Annotated in this window: 20 protein-coding genes; 12 read left to right on the forward strand and 8 right to left on the reverse strand. The window is 57.8% G+C overall.

Annotation, left to right across the window (positions count from 1 at the left end; all coding sequences use genetic code 11):
- The first annotated feature begins 24 nt into the window (after positions 1 to 24).
- Genes AC2FH0_RS16035 through AC2FH0_RS16050 form a run of 4 tightly spaced genes read left to right on the forward strand, consistent with a single transcriptional unit; the run spans position 25 to position 4863 of the window.
- Positions 25 to 972, forward strand: a complete 948-nt coding sequence (locus tag AC2FH0_RS16035) for an ABC transporter permease (RefSeq protein ID WP_496697863.1) — start codon at positions 25 to 27, stop codon at positions 970 to 972.
- Positions 969 to 1784: an ABC transporter permease gene (locus AC2FH0_RS16040; RefSeq protein ID WP_496690260.1), complete on the forward strand. Its 816-nt coding sequence runs from the start codon at positions 969 to 971 to the stop codon at positions 1782 to 1784. The genes AC2FH0_RS16035 and AC2FH0_RS16040 overlap by 4 nt, the downstream gene beginning before the upstream one ends.
- Positions 1781 to 3379, forward strand: coding sequence for an ABC transporter ATP-binding protein (locus AC2FH0_RS16045; protein ID WP_496789802.1), 1599 nt, complete (start codon positions 1781 to 1783; stop codon positions 3377 to 3379). Before AC2FH0_RS16040 ends, AC2FH0_RS16045 begins: the two co-directional genes overlap by 4 nt.
- Positions 3380 to 3411: 32 nt before the next feature.
- On the forward strand, positions 3412 to 4863 hold the full coding sequence (locus tag AC2FH0_RS16050) for an aldehyde dehydrogenase family protein (RefSeq protein WP_496789803.1): 1452 nt from the start codon (positions 3412 to 3414) through the stop codon (positions 4861 to 4863).
- 3 nt (positions 4864 to 4866) lie between these two features.
- Here AC2FH0_RS16050 and pncB read toward each other — a convergent pair whose 3' ends face one another.
- Entirely contained in the window at positions 4867 to 6159 is a 1293-nt protein-coding gene (gene pncB, locus AC2FH0_RS16055) for a nicotinate phosphoribosyltransferase (protein WP_496789804.1), read from the reverse strand.
- A gap of 165 nt (positions 6160 to 6324) precedes the next feature.
- Here pncB and AC2FH0_RS16060 point away from each other — a divergent pair, with 165 nt between their 5' ends.
- Positions 6325 to 6858 (forward strand): hypothetical protein, encoded by a 534-nt coding sequence (locus tag AC2FH0_RS16060; protein WP_281973310.1) that lies wholly within the window; start codon positions 6325 to 6327, stop codon positions 6856 to 6858.
- Here the strand turns inward: AC2FH0_RS16060 and pncA are convergent.
- On the reverse strand, positions 6855 to 7448 hold the full coding sequence (pncA, locus tag AC2FH0_RS16065; RefSeq protein WP_496789806.1) for a bifunctional nicotinamidase/pyrazinamidase: 594 nt from the start codon (positions 7446 to 7448) through the stop codon (positions 6855 to 6857). The genes AC2FH0_RS16060 and pncA overlap by 4 nt on opposite strands.
- Positions 7449 to 7544: 96 nt before the next feature.
- Here pncA and trhO point away from each other — a divergent pair, with 96 nt between their 5' ends.
- Both trhO and AC2FH0_RS16075 read left to right on the forward strand, forming a co-directional pair.
- On the forward strand, positions 7545 to 8450 hold the full coding sequence (gene trhO, locus AC2FH0_RS16070) for an oxygen-dependent tRNA uridine(34) hydroxylase TrhO (protein WP_496789807.1): 906 nt from the start codon (positions 7545 to 7547) through the stop codon (positions 8448 to 8450).
- 73 nt (positions 8451 to 8523) lie between these two features.
- Complete coding sequence (locus AC2FH0_RS16075; RefSeq protein ID WP_281973307.1) at positions 8524 to 9027, forward strand: potassium channel family protein; 504 nt, start codon at positions 8524 to 8526, stop codon at positions 9025 to 9027.
- A 13-nt stretch (positions 9028 to 9040) separates the two neighbouring features.
- Here the strand turns inward: AC2FH0_RS16075 and AC2FH0_RS16080 are convergent, their stop codons facing one another.
- A complete protein-coding gene (locus AC2FH0_RS16080; RefSeq protein WP_496789809.1) occupies positions 9041 to 9370 on the reverse strand; it encodes a hypothetical protein in 330 nt (109 codons plus the stop codon).
- A gap of 166 nt (positions 9371 to 9536) precedes the next feature.
- Here AC2FH0_RS16080 and betB point away from each other — a divergent pair, with 166 nt between their 5' ends.
- Entirely contained in the window at positions 9537 to 10991 is a 1455-nt protein-coding gene (gene betB, locus AC2FH0_RS16085) for a betaine-aldehyde dehydrogenase (RefSeq protein ID WP_281995702.1), read from the forward strand.
- Between the two features lie 122 nt (positions 10992 to 11113).
- Here the strand turns inward: betB and AC2FH0_RS16090 are convergent, their stop codons facing one another.
- The 5 genes from AC2FH0_RS16090 to AC2FH0_RS16110 are packed head-to-tail and all read right to left on the reverse strand — an operon-like array spanning position 11114 to position 15747.
- Entirely contained in the window at positions 11114 to 13249 is a 2136-nt protein-coding gene (locus AC2FH0_RS16090) for a hypothetical protein (RefSeq protein ID WP_496789810.1), read from the reverse strand.
- Positions 13246 to 14115, reverse strand: coding sequence for a flagellar motor stator protein MotA (gene motA / locus AC2FH0_RS16095; RefSeq protein WP_496678419.1), 870 nt, complete (start codon positions 14113 to 14115; stop codon positions 13246 to 13248). The genes AC2FH0_RS16090 and motA overlap by 4 nt, the downstream gene beginning before the upstream one ends.
- Before the next feature lie 46 nt (positions 14116 to 14161).
- Positions 14162 to 14737 (reverse strand): MotE family protein, encoded by a 576-nt coding sequence (locus AC2FH0_RS16100; protein ID WP_496692775.1) that lies wholly within the window; start codon positions 14735 to 14737, stop codon positions 14162 to 14164.
- Entirely contained in the window at positions 14734 to 15240 is a 507-nt protein-coding gene (locus AC2FH0_RS16105) for a hypothetical protein (RefSeq protein ID WP_496789812.1), read from the reverse strand. The genes AC2FH0_RS16100 and AC2FH0_RS16105 overlap by 4 nt, the downstream gene beginning before the upstream one ends.
- A 9-nt stretch (positions 15241 to 15249) precedes the next feature.
- On the reverse strand, positions 15250 to 15747 hold the full coding sequence (locus AC2FH0_RS16110) for a flagellar basal body-associated FliL family protein (protein WP_496789814.1): 498 nt from the start codon (positions 15745 to 15747) through the stop codon (positions 15250 to 15252).
- A gap of 119 nt (positions 15748 to 15866) precedes the next feature.
- On the opposite strand from AC2FH0_RS16110, the gene fliF reads away from it, so the two are divergent.
- From fliF to fliP, 4 genes are read left to right on the forward strand one after another with little or no spacing between them, the layout of a single operon-like run.
- On the forward strand, positions 15867 to 17453 hold the full coding sequence (gene fliF / locus AC2FH0_RS16115; RefSeq protein WP_496789816.1) for a flagellar basal-body MS-ring/collar protein FliF: 1587 nt from the start codon (positions 15867 to 15869) through the stop codon (positions 17451 to 17453).
- Entirely contained in the window at positions 17453 to 18049 is a 597-nt protein-coding gene (locus AC2FH0_RS16120; RefSeq protein WP_496789818.1) for a FliH/SctL family protein, read from the forward strand. The genes fliF and AC2FH0_RS16120 overlap by 1 nt, the downstream gene beginning before the upstream one ends.
- On the forward strand, positions 18042 to 18329 hold the full coding sequence (locus AC2FH0_RS16125; RefSeq protein WP_496750640.1) for a FliM/FliN family flagellar motor switch protein: 288 nt from the start codon (positions 18042 to 18044) through the stop codon (positions 18327 to 18329). Before AC2FH0_RS16120 ends, AC2FH0_RS16125 begins: the two co-directional genes overlap by 8 nt.
- On the forward strand, positions 18329 to 19057 hold the full coding sequence (gene fliP / locus AC2FH0_RS16130; protein ID WP_496692770.1) for a flagellar type III secretion system pore protein FliP: 729 nt from the start codon (positions 18329 to 18331) through the stop codon (positions 19055 to 19057). The genes AC2FH0_RS16125 and fliP overlap by 1 nt, the downstream gene beginning before the upstream one ends.
- The last annotated feature ends 4 nt before the right edge of the window (positions 19058 to 19061 follow it).

Below are 19061 nucleotides of genomic sequence, written 5' to 3' on the forward strand. Positions count from 1 at the left end.
GCTCGCACCCGTAACCTGTTTGTAATGCTACGCTATGCCCTCAAACGTCTGATTTCACTGGTGATCAGCCTGGCTATCGCCTCGGTGGTCATTTTTGCAGTGATCGAGGTCGCGCCGGGCGATCCGGCATCCTTCATGCTTGGCGTCAACGTGCAGGCTGACACGCTGGCCGCGCTGCGGGTCGAGCTGGGGTTGGATGTGTCCAAACCGCAGCGATATTTCAACTGGGTCAGCGGAATGCTGGTCGGGGATTTCGGCACTTCATACACCTATCGCACGCCGGTGTCTCAGATGATTGCGGACCGACTTTGGGTGTCGCTGCCGCTGGCGCTTTATGCACTGACCCTATCGACCCTGATCGCCTTTCCCGCAGGGATTTACGCTGCTGCGCGCCGGGGGCGGCCCGGCGATGTGGCGGTCATGGGGGCCACACAGCTCGGCATCGCCGTGCCCAATTTCTGGTTCGCCATGATGCTGGTGCTGGTCTTTGCCATCAATCTGCGCTGGTTCAACGCTGGAGGGTTCGCAGGCTGGGACGGCGGGTTTTGGACCGGTCTGCACTCGCTGACCCTGCCAGCCATAGCGCTGGCTCTGCCACAGGCGGCGATTCTTGCAAGGGTCATGCGGTCGGCCCTGCTGGATATTCTGGGTGAGGATTTCATGCGCACCGCACGGGCCAAGGGCCTGTCCCGCCGACAGGCGCTGTGGCGTCACGGGGTGCGCAATGCGCTGATCCCGGTGCTGACTATCATCGGGCTGCAGTTTTCCTTTCTTCTGGCCGGGTCCATCATTATCGAACAGGTGTTTTACCTGCCCGGCCTCGGGCGGCTGGTGTTTCAAGCGATTTCTGCCCGCGATCTGATCGTGGTGGAATCGGTGGTCATGCTGCTGGTTTTTGCAGTGATCACGGTGAATTTTCTAGTTGACCTCGCCTATGCCGCCGTTGACCCCCGTCTGAGGAGCAGGACATGAGCCGTAACCTCATCCTTGGTGCAGTACTCTCCTCGCTGGTGGTCTTGGCGGCTGCACTTTCCTTTGTCTGGACGCCCTACGCGCACGCCGCGCTGAATATTCCCGCCAAGCTGCAACCACCCAACGCGCAGCACTGGTTTGGCACCGATCATTTTGGGCGGGACATGTTCTCAATGATCATGGTGGGTGCGCGCACTTCAATCGCTGTGGCCTTGGTGGCGGTGGGGATCGGCATGACATTGGGCGTGCCACTTGGTCTGGCGGCAGCGGCGCGCAAAGGCACGTGGCTGGATGAGGTGATCATGCGCGGCAACGATCTGGTTTTTGCTTTCCCGTCGTTGGTCATCGCCATCCTGATCACTGCCGTTTTCGGTGCCGGGGCGGTCAACGCCATCATTGCCATCGGTATCTTCAACATTCCGGTCTTTGCCCGTATCACCCGTGGCGCTGCGCTGTCCCTGTGGGAGCGAGAGTTCATCCTGGCCGCCCGGGTCTCGGGCAAGGGCGCGGCGCGGATATCGGCGGAACATATCCTGCCGAATGTGGCGAACTTGCTGATCGTACAGGGCACCATCCAGTTCAGCCTTGGCATTCTTGCCGAGGCAGGCCTGTCCTATGTCGGGTTGGGTGCGCAACCGCCTACGCCCAGTTGGGGCCGGATGTTGGCAGATGCGCAGACGATGGTCAGTTTTGCCCCGCATTTGGCTCTGATTCCGGGGCTCGCAATCATTGTCACTGTTTTGGGGCTGAACCTGCTGGGCGACGGTTTGCGGGATTGGCTGGACCCCCGAATACGGGTGGCGCGTGCATGAGCTTGCTGGAAATCGAAAATCTCAACCTGTCGATTCATGGCATGGACATCCTCAAACAGGTCAGCCTGTCTGTTGCGTCGGGTGAGATCGTCGCCGTCACCGGTGAAAGCGGTTCGGGCAAGTCCATGACGGCGTTGGCGGTGATGCAACTGCTGCCAAACGGTGCGGATGCCGCGGGCGCGATCCGGTTGGACGGGCTGGACCTGCTGAACTGTTCCGAGGATGAGATGTGCGCCCTGCGTGGCGCCTCGGTCGGAATGGTGTTTCAGGAACCCATGACCGCGCTCAACCCAGTCAAAACCATCGGGGATCAGGTGATGGAGACAATCCTGATCCACAAAGCCATGCCTACTGCACAGGCCGGGTCCCGTGCCGAAGAAGTGCTGACGCGCGTCGGCCTTCCGCCCGAAAGGTTCCCTCTGTCCCGGTATCCGCATGAGCTGTCCGGTGGTCAGCGTCAGCGCGTGGTGATCGCCATGGCCATCGCGTTGCGCCCAAGGTTGCTGATCGCGGACGAACCTACGACGGCGCTGGACGTCACTACGCAGGCGCAGATTTTAGACCTGCTCACGGGGTTGGTGCGCGAATATGACATGGGATTGCTAATGATCACCCATGATCTGGCGGTTGTGGCCGATATGGCCGACCGGATCATCGTCATGCGCTATGGCGAAGTCGTCGAGGCCGGCGCCACCGAACCCTTGCTGCGGAACATGCAGCATCCCTATACACGCATGCTGTTCCGGGCCTCGGGCCATCAGGTTGACCTGCCGGAACCCAAACAGGCACAGCCTTTGCTTGAGGTTGCACAGGTGGTCCGGGATTACCGTTTGCCCCGAAAGGGCTTGTTTGATGCGCCGCGACACCACAGGGCTGTGGCTGGGGTCAGCTTTACACTGAACAAAGGCGAGCGCTTGGGCCTAGTCGGAGAGTCCGGGTGCGGAAAAACGACCCTAACACGGGCTATCCTGGGGCTGGAAGAGGTGCAGAGCGGCCAGATTCTGCTGGACGGGCAGCCAGTATTCACCGGGCACAAACCCAATCTGGCCGTCCGGCGTAAGATGCAGGTTGTGTTCCAGGACCCCTATGGCAGCTTCAACCCCCGACACCGGGTCACGCGCCTGATCACCGAGCCGTTTCACCTGCTCGAACATCCCCCAACCGGGTCCGAGCAGCAGGATCGGATCGCCGAGATTCTGACAGCCGTAGGTCTCAGCCCCGATGACGCGGGTCGGTACATTCACGAATTCTCGGGCGGGCAAAGGCAGCGTATTGCCATCGCCCGTGCCCTGATCATCCGGCCCGAACTGATCCTGTTTGATGAGGCGGTCTCGGCCCTTGATGTTTCTGTCCGGGCGCAGATCTTGGATCTGATGGCCGAGCTCTGCGCTGCTTATGACCTCACCTATCTGTTCATCAGCCACGATCTAAGCGTCGTGCGCACCATTACCGACCGGGTTTTGGTGATGCAGGCGGGGCAGATTGTCGAACAGGGTGAAACCGAACAGGTCTTTTCCAACCCGCAGCACGTTTATACCCAAACCCTGATTGCCGCTGCACCTATCCTGCCGGATGTCGGTCAAGATGTGGCGTAAACTTCAATGTTAGAGACGAAATGGAGCCTGACATGACCAATCCCCTGTGGTTCGATCCCAGCTTGTGCCTGATTGGCGGCGCGTGGCAGCGGCCTGCGTCTCAGGCCGATTTGCCGCTGATCAACCCGTCGGACGGGTCCGAGCTATGTCGGATCGCGCGCGGGGATGCTGATGACATCGATGCTGCGGTGAACGCGGCGCAAAAGGCGCTGGATGGGGACTGGGGCCGCAAAACCGCACTGGAGAGGGGCCGCATTCTGACCCGATTGGGCCAGATGGTGCTGGAACGTGTCGATGATCTGGCTGCGTTGGAGGCGATGGATGTCGGCAAACCCCTGACACAGGCGCGCGCCGATGCGGTGGCACTGGCGCGGTATTGTGAGTTTTACGGAGGCGCGGCGGATAAGGTGATGGGCGAAACGATCCCTTATCTGGATGGCTATACCGTCTACACGCTGCGCGAACCGCATGGTGTGACGGGCCACATTGTGCCGTGGAATTATCCTATGCAGATCATCGGCCGTTCTGTCGGGGCGGCTTTGGCAATGGGCAATGCCTGTGTGCTGAAACCAGCGGAAGAGGCCTGTTTGACCGCGCTTGCCTTTGCCCATCTGGCGCAGCAGGCCGGGTTGCCGGCGGGCGCTTTGAACGTGGTTCCGGGGCTGGGGGCCGAGGCCGGGGCGGCGCTGTCGGCGCATCCGGGGATTCAGCTTGTATCCTTCACCGGCTCCGTTGCCACCGGCGCGTTGGTGCAACAGGCCGCTGGGCATAACGTGGTGCCAGTGACGCTGGAGCTGGGCGGGAAATCCCCGCAGCTGGTGTTCGACGATGCAGATCTGGATGCGGCCCTGCCGTTTCTGGTGAATGCGGGCGTTCAGAACGCAGGGCAGACCTGTTCGGCCTCCTCCCGCGTTCTGGTGCAACGCGCAGTGTATGAGCAGGTCAAATCGCGCATGGCCTCGGCCTATTCCGAGTTGACCGTTGGGCCCGCGTCCGAAGATTTGCGCCTGGGGCCCCTGATTTCAGCACGCCAGAAGGACATCGTGACCGGATTTATCAACAAAGGCGCAGATCTGAATATCGTGGGCCAGGGGCCGATTGTTGGCCACGCACCCGAGGCTGGCGCCTATGTGCAACCAACCCTGTTTGCCGACGTACCCCCTGATCATGTTTTGGCACAGGATGAGATTTTCGGCCCAGTCCAAGTGCTGATCCCCTTTGAGACCGAGGAAGAGGCCCTGCAGATCGCCAACTCCACCGATTACGGGCTGGTTGCCAGCATTTGGACACGCGATGGCGCGCGGCAGATGCGGCTGGCGAAGAAGTTGCGGTCGGGGCAGGTGTTTATCAACAATTACGGCGCTGGCGGCGGTGTGGAGCTGCCCTTTGGCGGTGTCGGGAAATCCGGCCATGGTCGCGAAAAAGGGTTCGAGGCGCTGTACGGATTCTCACAGGTGAAAACCGTAGCCGCGTTCCATGGTTAGGGCCTAAACGATGACCTCGATTGGCTGTTGCACGCCAACGCCAAAGACACGTTTGTAGCGCTCGATCTGATCCGCCGGACCCATCGCTTTTTCCGGGTTGTCCGACAGTTTGACCGTCGGGCGACCATTGGCCGAAACCGCCTTGCAGACCAACGAGAAGGGTGCCAGCGCGTCATCGGGAACCAGCCCTCTGAAATCATTGGTCAGTAGCGTGCCCCAGCCGAAGGATACTTTGGTGCGGCCTGCAAACTGACTTTGCAGTTCGCGGATTTTGTCGACATCCAGACCGTCAGAAAAGATCACGCGTTTCTGTTTGGGATCCTCACCGCGTGATTGCCACCATTTGATCGCAGTTTCTGCACCGGTTGCCGGATCACCGCTGTCGATTCTGATGCCAGTCCATCCCGCCAACCAATCTGGCGCGTCGTCCAGAAAACCCTTGGTGCCATAGGTATCAGGCAGGATGATCCGTAGGTTGCCGTCATGTTCCTCGTGCCAATCGCTAAGCACGTCATAGGGTGCCTGCGCCAGTTTCTCATCAGTATCAGCCAGCGCAGAGTAAACCATGGGCAACTCGTGGGCATTGGTGCCGATGGCCTCGACCTCGCGCCGCATGGCGATCAGGCAGTTCGAGGTGCCGGTAAATGCAGGGCCCAGACCTTCGATCATGGCTTGGACGCACCAGTCCTGCCATAGAAAGGAATGCCGCCGTCTGGTGCCGAAATCGGCGATGCCCAGCCCCTGAATCCCTCGTAGATGTTCGATTTTCTCCCATACACGGGTCATCGCACGAGCATAGAGAATTTGTAGCTCGAACCGCCGCATCGCATTCAGCACCGAGCGGGATCGCAGCTCCATCAGGACTGCCAATGCGGGAATTTCCCACAGCATGACCTCGTGCCATTTGCCTTCAAAGGTCAATTCGTACTGATCACCTTTGCGTTCAAGGTGATAGGGCGGCAGTCGCAGGTTCTCGAACCACCCCATGAAATCCGAACGGAACATCTGACGTTTGCCATAAAAGGTATTGCCGCGCAGCCAAGTGCTTTCCCCCCGGCTCAGGCTGAGTGACCGAATGTGGTCCAGCTGTTCGCGCAGCTCCCCCTCATCAATCAATTCAGCCAATGGAATGTGATTCGACCGGTTAATTAGTGAAAACACCACATCCGTTTGGGGCTTATTTCGAAACACTGACTGGCACATCAGCAGTTTGTAGAAGTCTGTGTCGATTAAAGACCGGACAATCGGGTCAATCTTCCATTTGTGATTGTATACTCGCGTCGCAATATCGACCATTGGGAACTCCTGCGATTTCCGTTGTTAGATCAATAGGTGCGTGGAATGGCAAGAGTCGCTAAATTGATGACAATGACAAGGTCAAGTCACAATGCGAGCATATTGTGGGGTCTTTTCACCGGTTAGTGGAAAGAGGGGGATGGATAGTCGAGGTTTAGTTAGTGAATGGTTCTCGAGTACGACTTTGATATTGTAACGATCGCTTCGGGGGAAAACGATCCGGAGGCGACCCCGTCAGGGGCGCAAAACGGACGCAAAGTGCGTGCGCTGTTTCGGAATGTGAAAACAGCCGATGCATTGCGGGCAGCGTCACCCAAAATACGCAAAATTTTTCATGATGCCGGTTTTGGTCTGGATTCGACGCGCAGCGAGATTACCCATGGATATTACCGTCCACAGGATACGGCGGACAGGGATCGCATTCTGCGAGCCTTGTTTCACAATATCCGGACGACGGGAGTCAAAGGCGAATATTGCGGCGAGTTTGATTTCCTGAAGTTCATGAACGATGTAAAAGCCGCCAAGCCGCGCGCCGGGTTGCCCAAAGAGGTTCCGATGTGGAAACCCAGGCCACAGCAGGCGGAATCGGCCGGACCAAATCGCCGAACTGTACCAGGCCGGGTTGGGTTTGCTTTGGGGTTGGCGGTGATTATCTTTGCGCTGCTCAAGTATCTGGCGGCTGCGGGGGCAACCCCTTAAATCAGCCGAACGCCAGCATCTTTCATCGCGGTCTCTGCCGAGGCCAATGACCCATCCAGGTTAATTGCCCTGCAGGCTCTCATCTGAACTGACACGTCGAAACCCAGCCGCGCTGCGTCAACCGCAGAGTAGTAGACGCAGAAATCCGTGGCCAGCCCGACGAGTGTCAGTCTCTCGATTTCACGGGTGCGCAGATACCCTTCCAACCCGGTGGGCGTGGTCTGGTCGTTCTCAAAGAACGCCGAATAGCTATCGATTTTGCTGCGGAACCCTTTGCGCAGGATCAGATCGCCATCCGTACGCAGGTTCGCATGAAATGCTGCCCCATTTGTTCCCTGCACGCAGTGATCGGGCCACAAAACCTGAGGCCCATAAGGCATCTCGGTCATGTCATAGGGGTTTTTGCCCGCATGGCTGCTGGCAAAGGACGAATGCCCCGCAGGGTGCCAGTCTTGAGTCAGGATCACCGTGTCAAAATCTGGCATCATCGCGTTGATCGGAGCCACGATCTCATCCCCGCCGGGAACCGCCAACGCACCGCCGGGACAGAAATCGTTCTGAACATCGATCACAATAAGGGCATGGGTCATGGGGACCTCCTTCGATTGCGTTATCGGTAGTGGGCGCGACAAGGGGCGTCAATCCGGTCTCTTGCGACTCTGTCCGCGCGGGTTTAGACCGCGCGCATGTATACGATCGCTGCTCTCTATCATTTCACCCGGTTCGCCAACCACGAAGCCCTTCGTGCGCCCTTGCTTGAGCTGTGCCGCGCGCAATCGGTCAAAGGGACGCTCTTGCTGGCACAGGAAGGGATCAATGGCACTATTGCCGGACCCAGCGCTGGCATTAACGCGGTTCTGGCCCATATCCGTGCGCTGCCCGGCTGTGCTGATCTGGAGTGGAAAGAGGCCACGTCTGACCAACCGCCATTTGGCAAGATCAAGGTACGCCTGAAAAAAGAGATCGTGACCATGGGCCAACCGGATATCGATCCGCGAGCCCGTGTCGGCAATTATGTCGAGCCCGAAGACTGGAATGATCTGATCCGCTCGGATGATGTGGTGGTGATCGACACCCGAAATGATTACGAGGTGGCAATCGGTACGTTTGAGGGCGCGTTAGACCCTGAAACAAGCAGTTTTCGTGAATTCCCCACCTGGTGGGAAGAAAACAAGGACCGGTTCCACAATAAGCGTGTGGCGATGTTCTGCACGGGTGGCATCCGGTGTGAGAAATCCACCAATTACCTGTTGGGTCAGGGGGTCGAGGATGTCTATCACCTGAAAGGTGGCATCCTGCGGTATCTCGAGGAAATGCCCGTCGAGAACAGCACCTGGCAGGGTGAATGCTTTGTGTTCGACAACCGCGTATCCGTTGGGCATGGGCTGGTCGAAGGGCCGCACAACCTGTGCCATGGCTGCCGTCGCCCGATCCTGCCTGAGGATGTGAAACGTGCCGAATACGAACACGGCGTGTCCTGCCATCAATGCATAGAGGAAACCTCTGAGGTCGACAAAACCCGGTTCCGGGAACGTGAAAAACAGATCCTGCTGGCACGTCAGCGGGGACAGGAACATCTGGGCACGGACTGATTTTCTGAAATCTGGTTGCCACGCAGGACAGTCCACCGGATAATCCCGGAGATTTCAGCGCGTTGGAGGTTCCATGTCCCGAAAACCCACGACTTTGGAAGAATGGAAATCAACGCTGCTGGCGGCAGCCGCAATGGTGGTTGCCAGTTTCCTCGCTTGGTTCGGTCTGTCCCGTCTGAGCGAGGGCACCGCAGGTGACACGATCGGTACGATCGCCTCTGTGGGGCTGGTTGTGTGGATGGTGTCTCAATCCTGGTTCTATATGACTCAGGTGAAATCACCGCGCCGCATTCTGTTTTTGATGGGTGTGTCCTTTATTCAGGTCGTTCCGTTCCTGTTCGCCGCTGCCTATGGCGCATTCGGGTACCAGGATAATTGCGTCATCGGGGCGCAAGGGCCCGCTGATATCCTGTATTTTTCTTATGTTACCTTCACCACCGTTGGGTACGGCGATATGTCCCCAACCGGGCTGTGCCGCGCCCTGGCCGTGGCCGAGGCGGTGACCGGCTATATCCTACTGGGCCTGTTCGTCGCGGCGGCGGTGGCGTTGTATGCCCGCAATCATAGTCCGGATTAGGCTCTGATTTTGTCTATTTGTTTTGATCTATCCAACGCGACATCATCTGTTTGTCGCGAAAGCACTCCGACGGGATTGGGCGGCGTTTGCTGCGCGAGATACGTTCGGCAAAGGCAACCTGCTTGCCGGTCGGGTAATTTGCAAATGGTGAGGGATCATCAGGTTTGTGTTTGGAAATCCAGGCAGACATGGACTGACGGTCGCGCTGCGCCTCGACCGGAATCTCAAGTGCAGTTTGCTCCGCAATGGCGCGGGCATAGCGTATCTGCCGATCGGTGGCGGGCAGCAGGTGATAGTCGTTTGTCGGGCCGTGCGGGGCGGTGTTTGGCAATGAATGGGCCATCGGTTGATCCTCTGACTATGTAGAACATAAATAGAACATTAACCGAAAATTTCAAGCCGTGGCCTGTTGGAATTGGCAGGAAATCGCTCTGGATCAGTTTTATTGACTGCTGAGTCAATAAAATATAAACGCGGAGGAAACAGCTTCTGATCAGGGAATCCCCACAATGAGATTTCAGCCCAAGGCGAGCCATTTCATCAACGGTGAATATGTCGACGACACGACCGGAGCACCCATAGACGTGATCTACCCCGCAACAGGGGAAGTGATCGCACGGCTGCATTCTGCTACTCCGCAGATCATAGATCAGGCTCTAAACAGTGCAAAATCGGCACAGGCAGACTGGGCCGCGATGTCTGGGACCGAAAGGGGCCGTGTTCTGCGCCGCGCCGCGGACATCATGCGCGAACGCAATCGTGATCTGTCGATCATCGAAACCCACGATACTGGAAAACCGCTGCAGGAAACTTTGGTTGCCGACGCTACTAGCGGGGCTGATGCGTTGGAGTATTTCGGAGGTTTGGCGGCCTCGCTGACCGGCGAGCATATCCCGCTGGGTGGTGGGGATTTCGTCTATACGATCCGTGAGGCGCTTGGGGTTTGCGTCGGAATCGGCGCGTGGAACTATCCAACCCAGATTGCCTGCTGGAAAGGCGCGCCGGCTTTGGCCTGCGGCAACACGATGGTATTCAAGCCTTCCGAGACCACGCCCTTGTCTGCTCTGCAAGTGGCCGAAATCCTGGTCGAGGCCGGGGCACCAAAGGGTGTCTATAACGTAATTCAGGGTTATGGCGATGTGGGCGCATCACTTGTGACGGACCCCCGTGTTGCCAAGGTCTCGCTGACCGGATCGGTACCGACAGGGCGCAAGGTTTATGCCGCAGCAGCCGATGGCATGAAGCATGTCACGATGGAACTAGGCGGCAAGTCCCCCATGATCGTGTTCGACGATGCAGATATCGAAAACGCCGTGTCTGGCGCCATTTTGGGGAATTTCTACTCCTCGGGTCAGGTCTGTTCCAACGGCACCCGCGTTTTTGTACACAAAGGCATCAAAGAAGCCTTCCTCGATCGCCTGTCCCAGCGTCTGGCGAATGTGAAAATCGGCGACCCGATGGATGAAGAGGTTAATTTCGGTCCGATGGTTAGCGAAAACCAGATGAATATCGCTCTGGGTTATGTTGAAAAAGGCAAGGCAGAAGGTGCGCGTTTGGTCTATGGCGGTGCGCGTATCGAAGGCGACGGGTTCTACATTCAGCCCGCCGTCTTTGCCGATGTGACCGATGACATGGCCATCGCGCGCGAGGAAATCTTCGGCCCGGTTATGTCAGTGTTGGATTTCGAAACCGAGGAAGAGGTGATGGCCCGCGCCAATAACACCGAATTCGGTCTGGCAGCCGGTGTGTTCACCAAAGATCTGACCCGAGCCCATCGTATCGTGGCCGCGTTCGAGGCGGGCACCTGCTATATCAACACCTACAACCTCGCACCGGTTGAAGCCCCGTTTGGCGGGTCAAAAATGTCTGGGGTCGGGCGGGAAAACTCGAAATTGGCAATCAATCATTTCAGCGAGATGAAAACGGTCTATGTCTCGATGAATGACGTCGAGGCGCCTTACTGACTAAATCCACCAATTCAGGCTCTGTTCATGGGGTTTTCCCTCGGGAACAGGGCATTGAATGCCGCGGTTCGTCAGGAGATCAGCCCTGACTAAGTGGCCACCCTGAGTTTTTCCCAGACGTTTCAGTCCGCCCTCACAAGTGCGAGAAGCTGAGCGATGTTCTCTCGGGCGTTGGCCGTGTTTTCAAGCAGGGCAGTTGCATCCGCCAATGGTCGTTCTTCAATCCTGGTTACAGGTTCTGCCAATGCCAGAGTCGCCCGCCTGACCTGTCCGAATTTTTGGTCGACCTCAGGCTGCGGGACGTCTTCCATATCAGAAAGCCAGAACAATCTTTCTGCTTCGTTCACCCTGTCAAACTGCAACAATACCCGCCCTGCATTTTCAAACTCACCTATATCCAGATCGGCCTGCGCCCGCAGTGACATGGCCTTGTCCGAGGGGTCATCCCCTAACTCCAGCAAGGCTTTGTGTGGCTGGCCGGACAACAATGCCGCCTGCGCGCGCAAAAGGGCTCGGTCCTTTCGCCTGATAGTGTCCTGAGGTCGGTTGGACCAAAATAGCGTTGGACGGGCAAACCCCAGCGATGCCAACCTTTCGGCAATGGAGATTGCGGTTTCGGTTTTCAGCGATTGTGCCATCGGTTCGGGCAGGTTGAAGATGCGCCGCAAAAAAGTATCGTCGTCGGCGCGCGCAGTCAGTACTTGAACGGCCCGGTCCAGCGTTTCAGCTGAATTCGGAATATCTTCTAACAGATCAAAAGACTGGTCGAACTCTTGGCCCAAACTTAGCGCCAGCGCATATGTCCGTTGCATAAGTGGGCCGATCTCAGATCGGCGCAATTCGACGGTGTAAGATGCGGCAAGTTCGAGCTCCCGGGCGGAGGCTGACCCGCGTTCCGCCCACCGCTGTTCAATCAGTCGCGCCAGTGCCAGAGGCGCTTCGAGCCCCGCTTCCGAGCTGCCCACCACGTCTTTCAGCAAGGTTTCGGATTTTTCCTGATTACCTTCGGCCTTTGCAACACCGGCCTCGGCCTGAATCGCGCCGGGGCTGGGTTTGGTTTCGATGCGATCAACAGCCCGCAAGACGCGCCGCGCGGCTTCAAGTTTTTGGGCTGCAACGAAAATGTCGGACAGCATAGGTCCGACTTGCCGGCGCAGATGATCCGGTAGTCGCGCAAACGATTGTTCCATAACCCTTATCTGGGCATCTTCGGCGAGCTTACCCTCGGTCAGAGCGGCCCAGATTGCGGCGTCACTTTCGCAACGCTGTAGGTCGCGGAATGGATTTGACCCTTTCAGTGGCCGGTCGTCCAGAACAGCGGCAATCGCAGAAATCCGGTTCGTTTCCGGCGTCTCTTCACCAATCCAGCCAAGGCTGCGAACCGCCTCGGCACCGAAGCCGAAATACGCATAGAGCTTGGCAAGCTTCATGGCCCGTTCTTTGTCGACGCGATCGAACTCCTGAAACAGGCCAGTGCGCAGCTCTGCCACCTGTTCGGGGAACAGGCGCCCATCGGACCAGCTGTCAAAGCCTAGCTCGGCGCTGGAAATGCAGGCTGGTTTCTTTTCCAGTTGTGGAATGGATGGTCCCAGCAAGCCATCCAGATCATCCAGTACCGAAGTGACCGCGATGTTCAGGTCCATGCGTGGCGGCATGTTCAGTGATTGATTGCCGTTCGAATCTCGTGGGCCGATCTGGGACAGTTCAAGATCAACCAGATCTCGGTCAGCGCCCTGCAACAATCGCGTCGATAGCTGGTCCTCAATTACCTGCGCATTGAGATTCAAAAGCGGCAATACCAAAGGATCAAGCGCCTGTGGCCCGGGCAGCGGGGCGTTTACCACTGCCGTTTTGGGCAGCGTTGGGGGTGGAATGTCGCTGCTGATCGGTGGAAGGGCTGCCCCCGGCGCAATATCCACAACGATCATCGTGTTTTGATGCAGAAATGCGGTGGCAAAGCAGTCGCAGCCGAATTCCATCTCTAACGCATCACCCGGGTTGGTCTGTGAGATCGCAGACAGACGGTTCTGCGACAGCCGCTGAAACACTGCCCCGGTCTGAAATTCGGCATCAAAAAGCGCTATGTCGAGTCTTGCGCCATTCTTCGTTTGCTTCAGACCCCATTCCGTACCCGGGGGCACCTGCACAACAAGACGCGTATATCCGTCATGCTCGCCCGATCGCACAGAAATGTCGCGCGCGCCAGCCTGTCCAGCGGCCGTAAGCGCCGCTGAAACCATTAGGGCGTATCGGATCATGCCGCTGCCTGCTTTAGCTCTTTCAAGGCCTCTTCAAGTTCTGAGAAACCCGGCCTGTTATGGGTGGGAGTGTTCTGCCGTCCGACTTCGATGCACATGGCAGGGTTGTGGTTGTGCAGGTTGGCAACCAGAACCTCTTTGATCAACTGATAGAAATGATTGTCTTCCTCCACCACGGATTTGAGTTTTCCTGCAAATGGGCCGACCAGCCCATAAGCCAGAAAGACCCCCAGGAACGTCCCGACCAAAGCGCCACCGATCAGCTTTCCCAACACTTCTGGGGGTTGATCAATCGAGCCCATCGTTTTGATAACGCCCAGAACTGCCGCAACAATTCCAAGTGCGGGCAGGCCGTCAGCAACAGTCTGTAGCGCGTGGCTAGAGTGCATGGCGTGGTGAAAATTCGCCTCCATCCGCTTTTCCAGCACCTCTTCGACCTGGTGGGGATCGTCATAATTCAAAGAGGCCGCCCGCATCGTGTCGCAGATCAAGTCGACGGCTTCTTTGTCGGCCTGAATTTTCGGATATGTCGAAAACAGAGGCGAGTTTTCGGGGTCTTCAATATGTTGTTCAACCTCGACCGGGTTGGCCTTGGCGATACGGATCAGCGAAAACAACAGGCACAGCAGGTCACGGTAGTCATCTGGTTTCCACTTCGGCCCTTTGAATACTTTTGCCATATCCTTGATCGTGTGCTTCACGGCGCTCAGGTCATTGCTGATCATAAATGCGCCGACCGCAGCGCCACCAATCATCATCATTTCAAACGGCAGGGATTTCATGATGATGGTCATTTTCCCGCCAGCCGCCAAATAGCCGCCGAACACCATGACGAAAATAACGACAATTCCGACAATTCCGATCATAAGAGGTCTCCGGCGAATTCCGATGCAGGGTTGAAAATCATGGGGGCTACTCCTGCGGAGCCGAAGCGTTTCGCCCGGCCATAATCACGCTGATTGTATAGGCAGCCTCGGGGTTCAGGCCTGCCAAAACACCGGCTGCGGCATCGGGCGGCATCCGTGACAGGAATCCGGCGGCAAAGGTCGGGTCCATCGTTTCAAACAGGGCGGCCGCATCTTTCGGCTTCATGTTCTGATAGACATCCGTCAGGCGCGTAAGGTCTGTCTCAGCCGCTTTTTCTGCAATGGCCAACGTCTCACGCAGCGCCTCTTCTGCCTGCTGCAGGGCGGCCAGGCGGGTCTCGATGGCCTCATCGGCAATGGCCAGCGCCTTTTCCCGATCAATGGCTGTGGCTTCGCGTTTTTTCAACGCTTCTTCGCGCCGCAGCAATTCGGTCAGCAGTATCCGGGCTCCGGGCAGCTCTGCTGGGGTCTCTTTCGGTTTTGCTTCTGCCTGCTCGGCCCCTTTTGCCAGGGCTGGTGCAGCCTCAAACCCCAGCCGAATCGCGGCTGACCCAAGCATCAACAGTGAAATAACTGTCAGGACACCGCTTCTTGGTCGTTTCTCTTCAATGTGTCCGCTCATGTCGCGGCCTCTCCGCTATTGCGGTCGTGGCGGAAAAACATCAGCCCGCCCGGGCGTTTTTCCTGAGTGTCCTCAAATTTGGACGCCGTAGGATCCTCTGGCTTTTCCACCGCCTCGATTGGAACCTCTTCAGGCACACGATCCGTCGTTGGTTCCTCGGCCTTGGGTTCTTGCGGCTTGGGATCTTCAACCTTGATGTCATTGGCGGGTTCTTCGGCCGGAATGACATCATGCATCGAAGCCATCATCAGTTCGAGCCGCTGAGCAACCGATTCCGCCCTTTGGGTCAGTGCCTCAAGTACAAGGCCCGACTGGTCCGAAGCAGTTCGTGCCGAATCAAGCGATTTCTTCAACTCATCCGCCTGAGATGACAGGACAGCGACCGCGCCACCGACACCTTGTTCCAGATTAGTGAACCGCTTTAACCGACGGGACAGCACGAAACAGTAAAGACCCGCACCCAGCGCACCTGCGACCAGCAAAATATCTGCAATCAGCTCCATCTCGGCCTCCTAATTCAATACGAATTCCATCACGAGGACATCGCGCACGCGTCCTTCCCCGACGACGATTTCAATGCGGCGCAAAAGGTGACCGCGGATGCGCATCAGTGCGAGCGAATCCTCCAGATCCGACACTTCGACCGCCCGCAGATACCCGTTCAGAACATCCATGATTCGCGGCTTCATCTTCTCGACATCCGAGGCGTAGCTGCTGTTCACCTCAAGCTGGGCATGGAATTTCAGGTGCCGCGAATCGCCGGCATTGACCGAGACGATCACCGCCGGCAGGTCGATAAAACCAACCTCAGGCAGGGCTTTAACCTCGGTCCCTTTGTCTTTTTCCTTGGCGTCTTCCGCGGCTGGTTGCCCGCCAAATGGCAGTAGCCCCGAAGTGGTCAGGAAATACCCGCCCGCAGCCCCGGCAACGGCCAGAATCACCCCAATGACCAATCCTTTTTTCCCCGATTTTTCCGAGGCTTCTGCCTGTTCTGCAGTCGCGTCAGTCATGACGTCCTCATTCATTCAGTCTGGGGATGTCATAACCCGGCAGGGACTAACCGATTGTTAAGGGCAATCGTCCAAACAGGGGGTGCGCCGGGCAGAATGTCGGTGAGTCGGAGGTGAGCGTGCAGCAGATCGGAACTGTCTGGGCAAGTTTGGACAGGCGAAAGCAAATCATTGTCGCCGGTGCAGTCGTGCTGGTGTTTTTGGGGGTCCTAGCGATGTCGCGGTTGGCGACGGCGCCGTCGATGACCCTACTCTATGCCGGGCTGGAAAGCGGCGCGGCGGGGGATATCGTTCGATCACTGGATCAGCGCGGCGTACAGTATGAGATTCGGGGCGGTTCGATTTACGTGCCCGGCTCGCAGCGGGACGAATTGCGCATGACTCTGGCCAGCGAAGGCCTGCCTGCGAACGGAAACCGCGGGTATGAGCTTTTGGATTCACTCAGCGGGTTTGGCACCACCTCGCAAATGTTCGATGCGGCCTATTGGCGTGCGAAAGAGGGTGAGCTTGCGCGCACGATTGTCGGCAGCCCTCATATAAGCCAGGCGCGCGTGCATATTGCCAACGAGTCGACGAATCCGTTTCAGCGCAGCGTCGCGCCGACGGCGTCGGTCTATCTGGTGTCCTCGGGTGCGGATATCACTTCGGATCAGGCCAAGGCGATCCGGTTTCTGGTCTCTTCCGCCGTCAGTGGCCTCGCACCCGAGAATGTGGCGGTGATTGATTCCAATGGTGCGGTCATTGGCGCAAAAGAGACTGCGGTGGCAGCAGATACCGCGGATGACAAGTCGCGCCAGCTGCGCGAACGGGTCCTGCGTCTGATTGAGGCCCGAGTGGGGGCCGGAAATGCAGTCGTTGAGGTCAGTGTTGATACGGTCACCAAAACCGAATCCATCCGCGAAAGGCGCTTTGATCCTAAGGGACGCGTGGCCATCAGCACCGATGTCGAGGAACGGTCTGACAGCGCCCGGAACCAATCGTCCGATGTCACGGTGGCGTCGAACCTGCCCGATGGCGACGGCGCAGGTGGGGATGCATCCAATTCGAATGCCACACAGACACGGGAACGGGTCAATTATGAGGTGTCCGAGACGGAGCTAGAGGTTCATACCGCACCCGGTGCGATCAAGCGCCTGACCGTTGCAGTTCTGGTGAATGGAACGCGGACGGTTGATGCCTCGGGTGCCGAAAGCTTTACGCCCTTGCCCCAGACCGAGCTTGATGCATTGGGTGAGCTTGTGGCCTCGGCCGTTGGGTTCGATGCAGAACGAGGTGATGTCATCACCCTTAAATCGCTGGATCTGCCCGCAGTAGAGCCTGGTGGAACTGTGGTTTCCGCTTCGATCTGGCAGCAGATTCATTTCGACGCCATGTCGCTGGTTCAAATGGCGGTTCTGGCGATTGTGATGCTGGTGCTGGGATTGTTCGTGATCCGTCCGATCCTGATGAAACCGGCCCTTGCCCCCGCCCTTTTGCCGGCGGGAACACCGCCAGAGCCCGAGGCGGTTCTGACCGGTGAGATCGCGACCGAAGAGGGCGGGCAATTCGCCGCTATTCCGGGACATACCCCGGTGGATGTACCCGCGCTGGCGGCAAATCCGGGCGCTGATCCGGTTGATCGGCTGCGGGCCATGATCGGCGACAAGCAGGAGGAGACCGTGGAAATCCTGCGCAGTTGGCTTGAAGAAAGTGAGGAGCGTGCGTGATGTCGATAGCCCATCTTCTTGAGGATTTCACCGTACAGGCAGGCGGCGGCAAAGTTCATTTGCTGGACGAAGAGGCGCTGGAGGAACAGCGGCTAGGCGCCTTCGAACACGGCTATAGCGCCGGATGGGACGATGCCCTTCAGGCCCTGGAACAGGGTCGTGGACAGGTATCGGCCAACCTCGCCCGCGCGCTCGAGGATATGTCCTTTACTTATCATGAGGCGACGAGCCGGATGACAATGTCGTTGGAGCCCATGTTCCAGAGCCTCGTCAATCTGGTGTTGCCGAACACCCTGGATCGGGGGCAGGCCACGCGGCTGGTCGAACAGCTTACAGAAATGGCCGGTGAACAGATTGGCCAACCGATGCAAATCTTTGTGCCTTCGGGGTGCGCGAGTGTTGTCGAAGGGCTGTTGCCCCCTGAATTGACCACCCCGACCCGCGTTGTCGAGGACCCGTCTCTTGGGGCCGGTCAGGCACGTCTGCAGGTTGGTACTTCGCAGCGAGAGGTCGATTGCAGCGCCCTGCTTGAGACGATCCGTTCAGCATTTGACGCTTACGTGTATGAGGCAAAAGAGGCATTGAACAATGAGTGACCCGCAATCCCCCAAACCCGAAAAAGCCAGCCCGTTTGATACCGTTCCGATCGAGGTAACCGTGTCAGTCGGTCGGGCGCGCCCGCTAATCCGAGATCTGCTGAATATGGGGGAAAACGCTGTTCTCACCCTGGACAAACGGATCGAAGATCCTGTGGACCTATATGTTGGCGATCAACTGGTGGCACGCGGTCTGCTGGAAGAGATGGAGGGTGATCAAGCCGGGCAACTGGCCGTGCGCCTAACCGAAATCGCGGATCTGCAGAACGGGATCGGGTAATGCGTTTCCTGTTTTGGGTGGCGGTGCTGCTGACGCTGACGCCGTCTCTGGCCGCCGCGCAAGAGGTGTCGCTGTCACTGGGCGAAGGCGGGTCGATTTCCGCGCGCACCATTCAGTTGATTTTGCTTATTACCGTGCTCAGCCTCGCGCCTGGGCTGGCGATCATGATCACCTGTTTCCCGTTCCTGATCACCGTTCTGGCCATCTTGCGGCAAGGGATCGGATTGCAGCAATCCCCCCCCAACATGCTGATCGTCAGCCTCGCACTGTTTCTGACCTATTTCATCATGGAGCCGGTCTTTTCGGAGGCCTGGACCACAGGTATTCGCCCCATGGTCGAAGAAACGATGGAGGTCGAACCAGCGTTGGAGCGCGCGTTGCAGCCGTTTCGTGCCTTTATGGCAGGGCGAGTTGATCCGGATACTTTCCACGCCATGGCAGCATTGCGACCCGGGGGTGATACGGTTTCCTTGTCGGCCGAGGCACCCTTGTCGATCTTGATGCCGTCTTTCATGCTCTCTGAGATAGCGCGGGCCTTTCAGATCGGGTTTCTGATCTTCCTGCCGTTTCTGATCATTGATCTTGTGGTGGCCGCTGTGCTGATGTCGATGGGGATGATGATGGTTCCGCCTGCAACAGTGTCGCTGCCGTTCAAACTAGCCTTCTTTGTCATTGCCGACGGCTGGTCGCTGATCGCAAGCGCGCTGGTGCGTAGCTATATGACATGAATCG

The organism is Ruegeria sp. CDSC051 (assembly GCF_059610665.1).

What these genes read in the sequence shown, in the direction of transcription:
- AC2FH0_RS16035 (WP_496697863.1), top strand. Translation starts at nt 25, where the DNA reads ATGCTACGCTATGCCCTCAAACGTCTGATTTCACTGGTGATCAGCCTG.
- AC2FH0_RS16040 (WP_496690260.1), top strand. Translation starts at nt 969, where the DNA reads ATGAGCCGTAACCTCATCCTTGGTGCAGTACTCTCCTCGCTGGTGGTC.
- AC2FH0_RS16045 (WP_496789802.1), top strand. Translation starts at nt 1,781, where the DNA reads ATGAGCTTGCTGGAAATCGAAAATCTCAACCTGTCGATTCATGGCATG.
- AC2FH0_RS16050 (WP_496789803.1), top strand. Translation starts at nt 3,412, where the DNA reads ATGACCAATCCCCTGTGGTTCGATCCCAGCTTGTGCCTGATTGGCGGC.
- pncB (WP_496789804.1), bottom strand. Translation starts at nt 6,159, where the DNA reads ATGGTCGATATTGCGACGCGAGTATACAATCACAAATGGAAGATTGAC.
- AC2FH0_RS16060 (WP_281973310.1), top strand. Translation starts at nt 6,325, where the DNA reads ATGGTTCTCGAGTACGACTTTGATATTGTAACGATCGCTTCGGGGGAA.
- pncA (WP_496789806.1), bottom strand. Translation starts at nt 7,448, where the DNA reads ATGACCCATGCCCTTATTGTGATCGATGTTCAGAACGATTTCTGTCCC.
- trhO (WP_496789807.1), top strand. Translation starts at nt 7,545, where the DNA reads ATGTATACGATCGCTGCTCTCTATCATTTCACCCGGTTCGCCAACCAC.
- AC2FH0_RS16075 (WP_281973307.1), top strand. Translation starts at nt 8,524, where the DNA reads ATGTCCCGAAAACCCACGACTTTGGAAGAATGGAAATCAACGCTGCTG.
- AC2FH0_RS16080 (WP_496789809.1), bottom strand. Translation starts at nt 9,370, where the DNA reads ATGGCCCATTCATTGCCAAACACCGCCCCGCACGGCCCGACAAACGAC.
- betB (WP_281995702.1), top strand. Translation starts at nt 9,537, where the DNA reads ATGAGATTTCAGCCCAAGGCGAGCCATTTCATCAACGGTGAATATGTC.
- AC2FH0_RS16090 (WP_496789810.1), bottom strand. Translation starts at nt 13,249, where the DNA reads ATGATCCGATACGCCCTAATGGTTTCAGCGGCGCTTACGGCCGCTGGA.
- motA (WP_496678419.1), bottom strand. Translation starts at nt 14,115, where the DNA reads ATGATCGGAATTGTCGGAATTGTCGTTATTTTCGTCATGGTGTTCGGC.
- AC2FH0_RS16100 (WP_496692775.1), bottom strand. Translation starts at nt 14,737, where the DNA reads ATGAGCGGACACATTGAAGAGAAACGACCAAGAAGCGGTGTCCTGACA.
- AC2FH0_RS16105 (WP_496789812.1), bottom strand. Translation starts at nt 15,240, where the DNA reads ATGGAGCTGATTGCAGATATTTTGCTGGTCGCAGGTGCGCTGGGTGCG.
- AC2FH0_RS16110 (WP_496789814.1), bottom strand. Translation starts at nt 15,747, where the DNA reads ATGACTGACGCGACTGCAGAACAGGCAGAAGCCTCGGAAAAATCGGGG.
- AC2FH0_RS16120 (WP_496789818.1), top strand. Translation starts at nt 17,453, where the DNA reads ATGTCGATAGCCCATCTTCTTGAGGATTTCACCGTACAGGCAGGCGGC.
- AC2FH0_RS16125 (WP_496750640.1), top strand. Translation starts at nt 18,042, where the DNA reads ATGAGTGACCCGCAATCCCCCAAACCCGAAAAAGCCAGCCCGTTTGAT.
- fliP (WP_496692770.1), top strand. Translation starts at nt 18,329, where the DNA reads ATGCGTTTCCTGTTTTGGGTGGCGGTGCTGCTGACGCTGACGCCGTCT.